At 53.2% G+C, this 14,430-nt stretch carries 16 protein-coding genes; 13 read left to right on the plus strand and 3 right to left on the minus strand.

The window, feature by feature from the left end; translation table 11 throughout:
- Positions 1-240 precede the first annotated feature (240 nt).
- Positions 241-1,983: a response regulator gene (locus ACTJIK_RS15375; protein WP_440647601.1), complete on the plus strand. Its 1,743-nt coding sequence runs from the start codon at positions 241-243 to the stop codon at positions 1,981-1,983.
- 92 nt (positions 1,984-2,075) lie between these two features.
- Entirely contained in the window at positions 2,076-2,978 is a 903-nt protein-coding gene (locus tag ACTJIK_RS15380) for a UbiA family prenyltransferase (protein WP_440647603.1), read from the plus strand.
- Positions 2,979-3,079: 101 nt separating this feature from the next.
- Here ACTJIK_RS15380 and ACTJIK_RS15385 read toward each other — a convergent pair whose 3' ends face one another.
- The gene (locus ACTJIK_RS15385) at positions 3,080-3,511 is read right to left on the minus strand and encodes a DUF6496 domain-containing protein (RefSeq protein WP_440647605.1); all 432 of its coding nucleotides are present in this window, start codon (positions 3,509-3,511) and stop codon (positions 3,080-3,082) included.
- A 90-nt stretch (positions 3,512-3,601) separates the two neighbouring features.
- Between ACTJIK_RS15385 and ACTJIK_RS15390 the strand changes: the two genes are divergently transcribed.
- From ACTJIK_RS15390 to ACTJIK_RS15435, 10 genes are all read left to right on the plus strand, one after another.
- On the plus strand, positions 3,602-4,033 hold the full coding sequence (locus ACTJIK_RS15390; protein ID WP_440647607.1) for a DUF2141 domain-containing protein: 432 nt from the start codon (positions 3,602-3,604) through the stop codon (positions 4,031-4,033).
- Between the two features lie 151 nt (positions 4,034-4,184).
- On the plus strand, positions 4,185-5,231 hold the full coding sequence (locus ACTJIK_RS15395; protein WP_440647609.1) for an NAD(P)-dependent alcohol dehydrogenase: 1,047 nt from the start codon (positions 4,185-4,187) through the stop codon (positions 5,229-5,231).
- A gap of 131 nt (positions 5,232-5,362) precedes the next feature.
- The gene (locus ACTJIK_RS15400; RefSeq protein WP_440647611.1) at positions 5,363-6,646 is read left to right on the plus strand and encodes an acetyl-CoA hydrolase/transferase family protein; all 1,284 of its coding nucleotides are present in this window, start codon (positions 5,363-5,365) and stop codon (positions 6,644-6,646) included.
- Between the two features lie 55 nt (positions 6,647-6,701).
- Positions 6,702-7,403, plus strand: a complete 702-nt coding sequence (locus tag ACTJIK_RS15405; protein ID WP_440647613.1) for a 2OG-Fe(II) oxygenase — start codon at positions 6,702-6,704, stop codon at positions 7,401-7,403.
- Positions 7,404-7,414: 11 nt separating this feature from the next.
- A complete protein-coding gene (locus tag ACTJIK_RS15410) occupies positions 7,415-7,663 on the plus strand; it encodes an Ada metal-binding domain-containing protein (protein WP_440647615.1) in 249 nt (82 codons plus the stop codon).
- Positions 7,664-7,752: 89 nt separating this feature from the next.
- Positions 7,753-8,343, plus strand: coding sequence for a TetR family transcriptional regulator (locus tag ACTJIK_RS15415; protein ID WP_440647617.1), 591 nt, complete (start codon positions 7,753-7,755; stop codon positions 8,341-8,343).
- A 68-nt stretch (positions 8,344-8,411) separates the two neighbouring features.
- Complete coding sequence (locus ACTJIK_RS15420; RefSeq protein WP_440647619.1) at positions 8,412-8,870, plus strand: hypothetical protein; 459 nt, start codon at positions 8,412-8,414, stop codon at positions 8,868-8,870.
- Between the two features lie 2 nt (positions 8,871-8,872).
- Positions 8,873-9,190 carry a DUF3817 domain-containing protein gene (locus tag ACTJIK_RS15425; RefSeq protein WP_440647621.1) on the plus strand — a complete coding sequence of 106 codons (318 nt, stop codon included), beginning with the start codon at positions 8,873-8,875 and terminating at the stop codon, positions 9,188-9,190.
- 55 nt (positions 9,191-9,245) lie between these two features.
- The gene (locus tag ACTJIK_RS15430; protein WP_440647623.1) at positions 9,246-10,151 is read left to right on the plus strand and encodes a mechanosensitive ion channel family protein; all 906 of its coding nucleotides are present in this window, start codon (positions 9,246-9,248) and stop codon (positions 10,149-10,151) included.
- A 55-nt stretch (positions 10,152-10,206) separates the two neighbouring features.
- Positions 10,207-10,752, plus strand: coding sequence for a hypothetical protein (locus ACTJIK_RS15435; RefSeq protein WP_440647625.1), 546 nt, complete (start codon positions 10,207-10,209; stop codon positions 10,750-10,752).
- Between the two features lie 274 nt (positions 10,753-11,026).
- Here the strand turns inward: ACTJIK_RS15435 and ACTJIK_RS15440 are convergent, their stop codons facing one another.
- Together ACTJIK_RS15440 and ACTJIK_RS15445 are read right to left on the minus strand one after the other, a co-directional pair.
- Complete coding sequence (locus ACTJIK_RS15440; RefSeq protein WP_440647627.1) at positions 11,027-11,527, minus strand: hypothetical protein; 501 nt, start codon at positions 11,525-11,527, stop codon at positions 11,027-11,029.
- Between the two features lie 101 nt (positions 11,528-11,628).
- Entirely contained in the window at positions 11,629-11,883 is a 255-nt protein-coding gene (locus ACTJIK_RS15445; protein ID WP_440647628.1) for a hypothetical protein, read from the minus strand.
- 262 nt (positions 11,884-12,145) lie between these two features.
- On the opposite strand from ACTJIK_RS15445, the gene ACTJIK_RS15450 reads away from it, so the two are divergent.
- Positions 12,146-14,326, plus strand: a complete 2,181-nt coding sequence (locus ACTJIK_RS15450; RefSeq protein WP_440647630.1) for a DPP IV N-terminal domain-containing protein — start codon at positions 12,146-12,148, stop codon at positions 14,324-14,326.
- Positions 14,327-14,430 lie beyond the last annotated feature (104 nt).

A 14,430-nucleotide genomic window follows, 5' to 3' on the forward strand; every position in this document is an offset into this window, starting at 1 on the left:
GGTGTTGCCCGGGCCTGCGCTGCTGTTTTTTAACCTTTAAAAAACTTAAATGAACGTTTTAAAAGGTTACATGATCAGGCGCTATTAGAACTGATTATATTAATTTCATGATATTACCCCGGTTTTGTATATTGTAACCAATTACCACTACAACTGTATTTTTAGCTCGACAAAAACGACCAGATTTCAGTAACCCATATTCTATACGTGAAAACCGCAGTCCCGAATAACCAGCTCAAGATGAAAAGATCTATACAACGCATACTGAACGCCGGAACAGCAGACATAGACGACTCCAGGGCCAGACGTTCCATTGTGATCATCAACACGCTCTCTTTATTGACAGCTATCCTGATTGCCCTGGTAGCTTCGGTGCTGTACTGGTATACCGGCTCGCTGCTCATCCTTGTTCCCGCTATCCTTGAGATCACCTGTTTTGCCGGCGTCATCACCCTGAATCACTACCGCCGCCATAGCACCGCCAGCATGGCCACCTTAATGATCCACTGCTGCTTTGGTATATATTTCGGCTCCATCCTTGGCAACGTCATGCCCATAGAGCTGATAACCGCGTTCCTGTTCACCTTCCTGATCGGGGCTTCCTTCCTCGTATTCAAGAACCTGAAAGTGCGCCTGCTGTCGCTCGGCTGCGCCCTTTTCCTGATCGTGGCCGTGCAGCTCAATAATTACCTGCATATTGTGCAGCCCATGTACATGATGCCCGCCATGGTGCCGGTGCTGAAAATGGCTTGCTGGGTAGGCATGCTCATCCTCATGGCTTACGTTACCTTTTTCATCATCCGGCAGAACGATATGTTCCTCCGCGAGAACCAGGAATTGCTGAGCAGGCTCAAAGAAGCCGACGCCGCCAAGTCCAAATTCCTCCGGGAAACCAGCCATGAGATCAGGACGCCGCTCAATGCCGTATTCGGCATCGCCCAGCTGCTGCACAGCCGTAAACGGCAGATAGACGACCCTGAGCTGCAGCAGGACATCAACTACCTGTATGCCGCCAGCTTCCTTTCCCGCGAGATCATCAACAACGTGCTGGACATGGCCAAGATCGAAGCCGGCAAATACAGCGAACCGGTGATAGAACCCTTCAGCCTGAAAGACAACGCTGAAAGCTGCGTGGCCCTCAACCGCTACGTGGCAGCCACCCGCAAGGTGCGCATCCAGCTGGCCATCGATCCATCCATTCCTGAATTCATCAGCACCGATCATATCTTCCTCACCAAGATCGTGAACAATCTCCTGAGCAATGCCGTGAAGTTCGCCACACCCGGCTCTTCCGTGGACGTGCGCTTCCGGCGGAAGAACCAGCAGCTCACCTGCTACGTAAGGAACGAAGGCAACCTGCGGGCCGAACAGCTGGACAAAGTGTTCCAGCCCTTCGAAGCCGAACGCAACAGCCAGGTGGAAGGCACCGGCCTTGGTTTGCAGATCACGCGCCACCTGGTGGAACTGCTGGGCGGCAACATATTCGTGGAAAACAAAGGCGAGCTGATCCAGTTCAAGTTCAGCATTCCCCTGCAGGCCGCAGCCGCGGCGCCCGCCGAAGCAGGCAGCATCATGCCGAGGGCGGGAGAATTCAACGGTTATAAAGTACTGATCATAGAAGACGATCTTTTCAGCGGCCACGTGATCCGCAAATTCCTGTCTGAAGCCGGCGCGGAAACCATCCTGGCAGACAGCGGGGAAGAAGGCCTGGCCTTGCTGGAAAGCCATCACCCGGACCTTGTTATCACAGACTCGCACCTGCCCGGCATCCAGGGCAAGGACGTACTGGCGCGCCTCCGCGGTATCCATGCATTCCGCCATCTTCCCGTTATTATCGCTTCCGGCGATGCCTTCAACGAAGCGCGCGAAGAAATGATGGCAGCCGGTGCAAACGACTACCTTGTGAAACCTTTTCTTTACGCCGATCTTCATAAACTGCTGGAGAAATACCTGCCCGCGCGTTTCAAACAAGTGGCCGGATAAGCCCATCCCGCCCAATATTCACCCCCATTTGCCGCTAAATTGATTAATTTTAGTGAGGACAGTCTTTTATTCTCACCCTGAGTTAACAATTTATGATCTACCTATGTAAATCGGCAGTAACCGCTTCTGTAAGGGAGCTCTACATCATTTGGCGCTTCATCAACAACGACATCTGGGATACGGTGATTCCCTGCCTTATCACCTTCATCAGCGCCTGGGTCTATCACAACAAACCGGTAGACGATTTTCCCCTGTATTTCGTGTTTTGCGTGCTCTACACGATTCTTTACATCCTCACTTTCTGCATTGCCAACCAGGTGAATTCAGTCGAGGAAGACCGCATCAATAAGCCGGACAGGCCGCTGGTACAGGGTTTGGTGACCGAAGCCGAAACACGGAGGCGCTTCGTGGCTTACAGCATCCTTTTCCTTATCGTGGCCATATGCCTGCAATTGCTCTGGCTGGCCATTGCCTGGATGATCGTTACGCAGATGCTGTGCAAATGGGGTTGCAGCAACCATTGGTTCACCAAGAACGTGGTGTGCATTTCCATCGGCACCGTTACTCTGCTGGCTGCGGAATGGAATATCGTGGGGCCGGTGGACGGCAATGTATGGGCCTACATTATCGTGATAAGCCTGTGGGCCGGGCTGGGCCTGCCTTTGCAGGACATGCGCGACCAGGTGGGCGACCGCATCATGGGGCGTAAAACGCTTCCGCTTTCCGTGGGCGACACCACTGCGAGAATACTGCTGAGCGTGTACTTTTTCCTGTTCTCCCCGCTGGTCTATTTCTGCATCCTGCTTACCCAAACGGGCGTGGAAGAAATATTCGCCAGCCGCCTGCTCACCGGCATCGTGATCGGGGAAGTGCTCTGGCATTGGGCGGTGGCGCTCAGGCTCTGGCTGTATAAATCACCGAAGGCGGACGATAAAACCTATCACTGGTTCGTTTACCTGTTCATCGTTACTATCCCGATGATCTGTTTTATTTAAATAAATTTTATAAACAGGAAAAGCTATCGACTGGCGGCTAAAATTGAAAAGCGTACCCGGGAAACGCTTCCGGGGTACGCTTTTTATGTGACCGGGCCAGCTCAGGCATGAGCTGCCTTCTTTCGGGTGGCGCGTTTGGCGGTGGCTTTTTTTGCGCCTGCTTTTTTCGTGGCGGCTTTACGCGTGGCCCGTTTGGGTGAAGCGCGTTTGGTAGCCGCTTTACGGGTGGAACGTTTGGCTGTGGCCTTTTTGGCGGTGCTTCTTGTTCTGCCTTTCGTGGCCGCTTTTTTTGCCGCGCCTTTCCGTGTAGCTGCCTTTTTAGCGCCGCCCTTACGGGTAGCGGCTTTTTTACCCGCGGCTTTTTTCTTCGGCACTTTCGCTCCTTCTTCACGGGCCTCGCTCAAACCGATGGCGATGGCCTGCTTGCGGCTTTTCACCTTCTGGCCGCTGCGGCCGCTCTTTAACTTGCCTTCCTTCATTTCATGCATCGCACGCTCCACCTTATCGCCTGCTTTCTTTGAATACTTTGCCATAAAATGGGTTTTTAGTTACCCTATTTCCCTCAAAAGCCAGACCATACAAACTGGTATAATATTTTCCATGTCTATATTCAAAAAGATACCATGAACCTGAAAATGTTTACCCTCTGCTTTACCTGCTTCTTTTCCGCCGGCGCCTCCGCCTTTGCACAGGCCCAATACAAAATAAAGGTCACCAACCTGGACAATAAAACCGGCAAGCTCTATATCGGGTGGTATACGGAAGCATCCACCTTCATGAAACCCAAGAAAACCGCTCTGGTAAAGATTATCCCCGTAAAAGACCTGGCAGAGATCACCGTGGATTTTGAGAAAGTGCCCAGCGGCACCTATGCCATTTCCACCTTCCTGGACGAGAACGGGAACGAACACCTGGACCTGAACGTGTTGGGCAAACCGAAAGAAAAGTACGGCTTCTCCAACAACGTAACGCCCGCCATGCGCCCGGCGAATTTCGAAGAAGCGGCCTTTACCGTGAACGGGGAAAACAAGACCCTTATCATCAAACTGAAATAATTTTTGTGGAAGGAATGCCACAACCATTTACCCTGAATGGTTGTTAATCTTTTGTCTCCCGCTGAAGTCTGAAGATGCAAGACGGTCTTCAATATTGATTCAAAATTCAACAATAGCTTCGCCGCTTTGTTAATAATCTAAATATTCCGGTATGACCAGCGTAAAAGCATATGCCGCTCAGAACGCCACCGCGCCGGTGGCTCCCTGGACCTTTGAAAGAAGGGATCCCGGCCCATTTGATGTACAGTTCGACATCCTTTACTGCGGTGTTTGCCACAGCGACCTCCACCAGATCCGCGACGAGTGGGGCAATTCCATTTTCCCCATGGTACCGGGCCACGAAATTGTTGGCAGGGTTACCAAAGTAGGGGACAAGGTAACGAAGTTCAAAGCAGGCGACCTGGCCGCGGTGGGCTGCCTGGTAGACAGCTGCCGCCATTGCGATAATTGTAAGGACGGGCTGGAGCAATATTGCGAGAACGGTTCTTCAGGCACCTACAACTCCTACGAACAGGACAAAAAAACACCTACCTACGGCGGGTATTCCAACATGATCGTAACAGACGAAAAGTTTGTGCTGAAAGTGTCGGACAAGCTGCCGCTGGCCAATGTAGCCCCGCTGCTCTGCGCTGGCATCACCACTTACTCCCCGCTGCGCCACTGGAAAATAGGCAAGGGGCATAAGGTAGCCGTGATAGGCCTGGGCGGGCTGGGCCATATGGCCGTGAAGTTCGCCGCCTCATTCGGCGCGGAAGTGACCATGCTAAGCACCTCACCCAAAAAAGAAGCGGATGCCAGGGCCCTTGGCGCGCATAAGTTCGTGCTTACCTCAGATCCTGAGCAGCTGAAGCCCGTGCGCAACTACTTCGATTTTATCGTGGACACCGTATCGGCCCCGCACGATTACAATATGGTGCAGAGCCTGCTGCGCACCAACGGCGTGCAGATATGCGTAGGCGTGCCGCCTACGCCGCTGGAGCTTATCGGCTTCAGCCTGATCGGCAACCGGAGGAGCATAGCCGGTTCCATGATCGGCGGCATCCCTGAAACACAGGAAATGCTGGATTACTGCGCGGAGCACAACATCGTGAGCGACGTGGAAGTGATCGATATCAGCTATGTGAACGAGGCATATGAAAGAATGCTGAAAGGCGATGTACGGTATCGTTTCGTAATAGACATGGCTACGCTGAAATAATATCACCCATTGAATTCCGGGCCGGCTTGAGCGATCGGGCCGGCTTTTTTGTGTTTGCCTCAGCTGCCAGTACTGATAACTATCATACACGCACAAACGGACGGCGTCGTACATTTGCAAAAATCCCCGCAATGAATAACATCACGTATACAGACGCGGCTACGGCATTACAGCCCGTTCAATCCGGCCAGCGCGTGTTCATCCACGGCAGCGCCGCCACGCCCGTGCACCTGCTGGAAGCCTTGCAGGCAAAACATGCAGCCCTAAAAGGTGTGGAGCTGGTAAGCATTACTTCTCTCGGCGACGTGCACTTCGACAAGCCGGAGCTGCGCGGATCGTTCTTCTTTAATTCCCTCTTCGTTTCCGCTGCCACGCGCAGCGTGGTGAACAGCGAAGCCGGCGACTATGTGCCCGTGTTCCTCAGCGAGATACCCCAGCTGTTCTACCGCAACATTCTCCCGCTGGACGTAGCCCTCATCCAGGTATCCCCGCCGGACGCGCACGGGTATGTATCCCTCGGTACTTCCGTAGACATTGCCCGCGCTGCGGTGGAAACAGCGCGTTACGTAGTGGCGCAAGTGAACCCGAAAATGCCGCGCACGCATGGCGACGGCTTTATTCATGCCAGCAAAATAAATGCGCTCGTTTGGCACGAAGCGGAACTGCCCGTGGTGGATTATTCCTCCGCCGCGTCGCCCGCCGTGGAAAAGATCGGCAGGCACATTGCAACGCTGATCGAAGACGGCGCCACGCTGCAGCTGGGCATCGGCACTATTCCGGACCAGGTGCTGCGCAACCTCACCGGCCATAAGGACCTCGGCCTGCACACCGAAATGCTGAGCGACGGCGTGATTCCCCTGCTGGAAAGCGGGGTGATCAACAACAGCCGTAAGAAACTGAACATTGGCAGGTCCGTGACCGCATTCCTGACCGGCACACAAAAGCTGTACGACTTCGTACACGATAACCCGGCCATCCGCGTAATGGACATCAGCTATGTAAATGATACCTCCGTGATCAGGCAGAACCAGAAAGTGGCGGCTATCAACAGCGCCATCGAAATAGACCTTACCGGCCAGGTGTGCGCCGATTCCATCGGCACCTACCAGTACTCCGGCATCGGAGGGCAAATGGATTTTATCCGCGGCGCATCGCTGAGCCCCGGCGGTAAACCGATCATTGCCCTGCCCTCCGTGACCAATAAAGGCGTTTCACGCATCACGCCCTTCCTCAAAGAAGGAGCAGGGGTGGTAACCACGCGCGGGCATGTGCACTGGGTGGTAACCGAATACGGCGTTGCAGACCTGTTCGGCATGAGCCTGAAACAAAGGGCCAAAGCCCTCATCGGCCTTGCGCACCCCGACCACCGCGAAACATTGGAAAAAGCGTATCACCAGCGGTTTGTAAAAGCCTGATGATTTCCGCAAGTTCCGGGTGGTGCAGCCTGCCAGGCTTGGGTAATTTGCAGGCATGAAAGAGAAGATCGACAGAACAGACTGGGCCGCCGTGGCCGCGGAGCTGCACGACAAAGGTTATGCCATCGTTCCCGGCATGCTCAGGCCGCTGGAATGCACCGCCCTCACTGTTGCCTATATAGACGCGCAATTGTACCGGAAAACCATTTCCATGGAACGGTACCGCTTCGGCGCGGGGGAATACAAATATTTCCGTTACCCATTGCCGCCGCTCATTCAGCAGATCCGTGAGAATGTTTATCCGCACCTGGCGCCCGTTGCCAACCGCTGGATGCAGGTGCTGAACATTCCCCGCGTTTACCCGCCCGCGCACGCGGAACTGCTGGAAGAATGCAGGAAAGCAGGGCAGGACAAACCCACAGTGCTGATCCTGCAATACGGGCAGGGCGGTCACAATACGCTCCACCAGGACCTTTACGGCGACGTCTTCTTCCCGTTCCAGCTGGTGCTGTTCCTTTCTCAACCCGGCCACGACCATACCGGCGGGGAATTTGTGCTCGTGGAACAGCGTCCCCGCGCGCAGTCAAGACCCATCGTGCTGCGCCCTGGTAAAGGGGACATGCTTATCTTTACCACCAATTTCCGCCCCGTTCAAGGCAGCAAGGGATATTACCGGGTGAATATGAAACACGGCGTGAGCGAAGTGAAGGACGGCCACCGGTATACGCTGGGCATTATATTTCACGACGCACAATAATTTTCGGCCCGATGCATATGATAGCACACAGCTCGCTCCGTAATAACGATCTTCACACGCTCATCCGCGCGGGAAAGATCAGGTTTGGCGGCAACCGCAGGCTGAAAATATACGGCACGCTGCAATGCAGCTCCGGGAAGAAAATGAAACGGGAGAACAGGGTGTTCTTCAACAGTGAAAAGGCCGCCATCGCCAATGGCTACCGCCCATGCGGGCATTGCATGCGGGCGGCTTACAAGAAGTGGAAGGGAACCGTGTAAGCACACCGCGGCGGCAAAGTGAAAGGGCGCCTTTTTTCATGCAGAAAAGATTTCGTTCCTTTGAACAAAATACTAACCGGTATCTTATTATGAAGAAGGCAGAAGCAACCCGTCAAACTATCCTCCATAAAGCATTTGAGCTCATCTACACCAAAGGCTACCAGGCTACCAGCCTGGACGATATCCTGGCCACCACGCAGGTGACGAAGGGCGCTTTCTATTATCACTTCAGGAACAAGGATGAAATGGGCCTGGCCATCATAGAAGAAGTGCTGAAACCCGCCGTTAAGAACAATTACATACTTCCGCTGCAGCAGCCGGCTAACCCGCTGACGCTGATCTACGACATGATGCGTGGCCTGCTCATCAACAATCCTTTCCTGAAAGTGGAATATGGCTGCCCCGCGGCCAACCTCACCCAGGAAATGGCGCCCTGGAACGAGGCCTTCAGCCAGGCGCTGGGCAGCCTCACCGGCGAATGGAACAACGCCCTGGTGCGTATCCTTGAAAAAGGGAAAAAGGACGGCCTCGTGAATAAAAAAGTAAATGCCCGGCAGGTGGCGCTGTTCGTGATGTCCGGCTACTGGGGCATCCGCAACTTCGGGAAACTGGCCAACAGCAGCGCAGTTTACCGCCCTTACCTGAAAGAATTAAAAGCTTACCTGGAAATGCTCGCATAAAATTTTCCACAAAACATACCGACTAGTATGTTTTTTATATACCTTTACGCCGGTTAAAAAAACAACCGATGTATACGGTACTTCTTTTTCTTCATTCAATAGTGCGCTGGCTCGTGCTGATCAGCCTTCTTTATGCGGTCTACAGGGCATTCAGGGGTTACAGCGCCCGAAAACCGTTTTCAGGGGCAGACAACGCCGCCCGGCACTGGACGGCCACCTTCGCGCATATCCAGCTGCTGGTGGGCATTACTTTGTATACGCAAAGTCCCGTCATCAAATACTTCTGGAAAAATTTCAAAACGGCGGTGCAGCAGAAAGACATGGCCTTCTTTGGCCTGGCGCACCTGCTGCTCATGCTCACGGCCATCGTGCTGCTCACCATCGGTTCTGCCATGGCAAAAAGGAAAAGCACGGACAGGGAAAAGTTCAGGACCATGCTCATCTGGTTCTCCATTGCTCTCCTGCTGATCCTGGCAGCCATACCATGGCCGTTCTCACCTTTCGCAAGCAGACCATATATCAGATAATCATGAAACAGTTATTGCAATCAAAAACCGGGCGGCTGCGGATCATCGGCGCGCTGGAAGGGGTGTCCCTGCTGATTCTCATATTCATCGCCGTACCCCTGAAATATTATTCCGGTAACCCGGCGGGCACAGAACTGATGGGCCCCATTCACGGCGCCCTGTTCCTCCTGTTCGTTTTTAACACCCTGAGCGTGGGCGTGGAGCAGCAGTGGAAATTCGGGGAAACCACCTGGAAGGTGCTGCTGGCCTGCATCATCCCGTTCGGCACATTTTATATAGACCGGAAAATATTGCGGAGAATTACGGAGCAGGAACAATAATTGCGGGTTTTAACCGGGATAGATTTGGCGGTAATTGCTTAATTTTGTGCCCATCATGGTTACAGATCAGGCAACTTACAACAGGAAAAAATTCAGGAACCAGATACTTATCTTTATTATCAAGCTGGTGGTGTACCTCTCTATTGTGTACGTAAACCTTACCCAGCACAAATGGTTTGAAACCCACACCCTGGTGGCCCGTATCTCCAACGCCCTTTCGATCTTCCTCGGCGCAAACCTGCTCATTTCCATCGGATGGATCATCATGATATCCTGGTACCTCCGCAAGAACCGCATGCAGCGGCTTACGAGAGACAACTTCGTGCTGGGCATCAACCGCATCTCTTCAGTACTCAATACCATATTCGCGCTTATTTCCATCATGGTGCTGTTCGGCGTGAATCCTTTTAATATGTTCGTGAGCGTTAGTATTGCGGCGGCGGCGTTCGCCCTGCTGTCTAAAGACTACGTGACCAATATGATCAACGGGCTCATCATCATGTTCTCCGACCAGCTGAGCCTGGGCGACCAGATCAGGGTAGGGGAGTTCCGCGGAAAGGTGCTGGACATCACGCTCATCAACGTGGTGCTGCAGAATGACGACGATGATATCGTGCTGATCCCCAACAGCGTGATCTTTTCCACCATGGTGCTGAACCAGAGCAAGCAGAACATCAAAAAACTGACCATAGAGTTTGAGCTGGACCTCAAGTACCAGTCCTCGCCGGACGATCTTGAAAAAGAGCTGAAGGGCGTGCTGCGGCCGTTTGCCACCAATATCACTGAAAACAGCTTTTCACTGAAAATACTGGAGATCAAAAAAGACCTCGTGCATTACAAGGTGCAGTTCCTGATCCCGCGGCCGGATAAGGAAACCGAGCGCAAGATGCGCCGGCTGCTGATCAATACCATCCTGTCTTTTTCCGGCAGGGAGGTGAATGCGCAGGAAGATTCCATGTAGCGCCGCGTGTTCCATCTGGACTTATTCGTATATTACTCCTCAAAAAAATCAGGAAATGGAAGAACTAACTGCAGGCGTCGGTTCCCGGGTGCAGCATGCGCGATATGGGCCGGGCGTTATCATAGGCGTGAAATACGCCCAGTACGTAGTCACCTTTATGAACAGCGGCATCGAGGAAATAGATAAAACGGACCCGCTCTTTGAAGTGCTGTACAGCGAAAACAAAACTGCCGAGATAGAGACCGCTTCACAGGCGGAAACCTCTTTATTGAAGATACTCCGCCTCTGGAACGGCTTCGGCGAAGTGGTGCCCATCGGCGAACGCTGGGCCGGCGGCACGCTTTTACTGCAGCCCAAAGATCCCGCCCTCAAAGGAAAAGAAGTACCCATCGATGTGTTCTTCCACAAGATCGTGATGGTGCGCGACAGGCTGCGCGTGCTGGAGCAGCAGATCAACGGCCACAAGCTGCTCAGCGACGAAGACAAGGTGAACCTTCAGCAATACATCACCCGCATGTACGGATCGCTCACCACTTTCAATGTTTTGTTCAGGGATAAGGAGCACTGGTTCACAGGTGAAAAAGGTGCGAAGGACGAGTGAAATAAGTCCAATATTTTGTTATTCTCAGATTATTGTATAACTTGGCGCTTATTCAGGTAATACTACAATTGGAAATTTTCATGCCCCGGCGAAATGCCGGGGCTTTTTTTATGTTGTATGCCCCCGGAGCATGAGCTGCGGCTGAGCCGCGAGGTTGGTAGAAGAAGGGCCTTAAGGGCGCTATATCACTAAAACGGGTATACGAAAAATCAGCACTTACAATGCCGCTTTGACGGTTTTGCAGATCAACGTTGGCCTATCTCAAAAGTTTGCATTAAGGATGCGCCGTGTAAGCATGCGGTGGAATATGCCCGGCAATGGCCGCCCATGCGTCGCGGTTCCAGCGGAAGTGCATGGAATGGCGGCTGTTGAAACGGTCATAGCGGCGGGGCCGGTACCTGTGGTGCACAGATACGAAGATGATCAGCCGTTCCCCGGCCTGGGCCGCCCTCGGGTCGCGGAAAATGACCTCGCCGTTGCGGACCATGTACACGCCAGCCGAATGTATATCGTTCCAGGCAAAATGCCGTTGCCAGAAAGGGAAGGAGAAAAGGATACCGCCGGCATTGATCGTTACCGTAATAGAACGCCGGCCAAGCGTTATGACGATCATGACGGTGAGCAGCAAGGTCCCGGTAATAATATAAGTTGGTTTCCTGAAAATAATGCCGGCAATAAAGAGCGTCAGGTTAAGGGTACAGAAGAGCAGGCGAAGCAGCTGACCCATCAGCCTGCGGCCGGCCCTGATCCGGATCGTCCGGGTAATGTTGGCCATGGGCATGCCCGTTTATAAAAACTGCGGTGCAAAAAGTATGCACCGCAGCATCAGTGGGTAGTATCTATGTGTATTCGGTTCAAAAGGGAAATGGGCGAAGGCTAGTTCTCATACTCCTCTCCGCGCAACGTACATTCGATCTGGTGCTTTACAGGCGCGCTGAAGCCTTCCAGTTCAATGTTCGGGCGCTCGTCCAGGCAGATCCTGATCTTACCGTTCTCCGTGATTAAAACGTCGTGAATAGGTTCCAGCAGAGCAAAAAGCATCCTCTTGCCGCTTTCTGCGATCTGGTTCATAATGGAATCCTCAAGCTGATAGAATTCCCGGTTTTTGTAAGAATAGGATACTTGTACCATCTGTTTGGTTTTTTCGCTAGGATATGTTGTTGCCATAAAAATACTGAATTTTTTAAATTGTCAAAATTTATTATGGATAATTTATATAAAGCTCATACGTATACATAGGCAAAAAGGTTTGAAACCCGCTGCAGTATTAACTTTACGCTAATAAATAAATTCCGGCGCGGAAATGTTACCACTTACCATTTATAATATTCCAGCCCCCGGTTTGCCCCTGAAACCCTTATTTTTATGCTCATATCAATTTTATAATACCAGTATGCAATCATTTAACAGACTATTCCTGCTGCTCTGCCTGGTGCTGATCACCGGCATGGGCGCTTATGCCCAGAACCTGAAGTGGAACAGCGCCGGAGACGCGTTCTACCAGGCCCGGGAAGGCGCCATCTACGCGGTTTCCGCCACCACCGGCCAGCAAACCGCGCTGGTCACCACCGCGGACCTCACGCCCGCCGGCGCCTCCAAACCATTGTCCACCCGCCGCTTCACCTTCACGCCAGACGAAAAGGGCCTGCTGCTGTTTACCAACACCCAAAGAGTATGGCGCTACGAAACCCGCGGCGACTACTGGTTTTACAGTCTTGCCTCCAAAAAGCTCCGCCAGCTGGGCAAAGGCCTGCCGCAAGCATCCCTCATGTTCGCCAAGATATCGCCCGACGGTACCAAAGCCGCTTACGTAAGCAGGCATAACCTGTACGTGGAAGACCTTGCCACCGGTAAAACAGAACAGCTCACCAAAGACGGCACCCGCAAGCTCATCAACGGCACGTTCGACTGGGCCTATGAAGAGGAATTCGGCTGCCGCGACGGTTTCCGCTGGAGCCCGGACAGCAAAAGCATCGCATACTGGCAGATAGACGCCAAAAACATCCGCGACTTCCTGATGATCAACAATACCGACTCCATTTATTCATTCACCGTGCCCGTGGAATATCCCAAGGCAGGGGAGAACCCCTCCGCCTGTAAAGTGGGCGTGGTGAACCTGCAGACCAAAAAGACCACCTGGATGCAGGTGCCCGGCGACCCCGTGCAGCATTACATTCCCCGCATGGAATGGATCCCCGGTACTGGCCGCCTGATCATCCAGCAGCTGAACCGCAAGCAGAACACCTCGCGCCTGATGATATTACAAGCCGCCACCGGCAAGGCCAATACCATCTTTACAGAAAAAGACGATGCCTGGGTGGATGTAAAATCTTCCTGGGACGATGGCGACATTACCGGCTGGGACTGGCTGAATAACGGGAAGTCTTTCCTCTGGGTAAGCGAAAAGGACGGCTGGCGCCACGTGTACGAGATCGACGTGAACAGCGGGACCGAAAAGCTGCTCACCCCCGGCGACTACGATGTGATCAACCTCCTGCAATACAGCGAAGCCGGCAGGCAGCTCTACTTCCTGGCCTCACCGGGAGACGCCACCGGCCAGTACCTGTTTAAGACAGACCTTTCCGGCGCGGCCGCCACGCGCGTAACGCCGAAAGACCAGCCGGGCACGCACAAATACGAGATCTCCCCGAACGGCAAGGTAGCAGGCCATTCCTACGAAAGCCATCTGCTGAGCCCCGCCGCGGAATTCGTGTCCCTGCCCGACCACAAGAGCATTTCCGGGAAGGACTTTGCCGCTGAAGCCGCCAACGCCGCCAAAAGGCCGGACAATACCAGCTACTTCCAGGTGACCACTGCAGACGGTATTACCCTGGACGCCTGGATGACCAAACCCGACAACTTCGACTCCACCAAAAAATACCCCGTGGTATTCTTTGTATACGGCGAGCCCGCTTCTTTCAAGATCACCGACAGCTGGGGCGCTGCCAACAACTTCCTCTACGACGGCGATATGGCTAAGGACGGCTACATTTACATTTCGCTGGACAATCGCGGTACGCCCGCGCCCAAAGGCCGACAGTGGCGCAAGAGCATTTACCGCAAAGTAGGGCTTATCAACGCCCGCGACCAGGCCATGGGCGCAAAGGAGATCCTCAAGCTGCCTTACGTGGATAAGGACCGCATAGCAGTATGGGGCTGGAGCGGCGGCGGTTCTATGACGCTTAACCTGCTGTTCCAATACCCGGAGATCTATTCGGCGGGTATTGCCATTGCTGCGGTGGCGAACGAGCTCACTTACGACAATATCTACCAGGAACGTTATATGGGCCTGCCTGCCGAGAACAGGGAGGATTTTATCGCCGGCTCGCCGATCACCCACGCCAAAAATCTCCGCGGCAAGCTGTTGTATATCCATGGCACGGGAGACGATAACGTGCATTACCAGAACGCGGAAATGCTGATCAACGAACTGATAAAACACAAGAAGATCTTCCAGATGATGGCCTACCCGAACCGCACCCATGGCATATACGAAGGGGAAGGCACTTCAGAGCATTTATCCGCCCTTTACACGCAGTTTTTGAAAGAGAATTGCCCCCCGGGCGCGAAATAGACCATTGCATTTACCACGAAGGGCTGACCAGTATCATGACCGGTCAGCCCTTCATTATTTCCCTTTTTCAGAAATTCGCCCTTACTTTGCGCATCCAATAATAC

The organism is Chitinophaga sp. 22620 (assembly GCF_052044405.1).
Lineage (GTDB): Bacteria > Bacteroidota > Bacteroidia > Chitinophagales > Chitinophagaceae > Chitinophaga.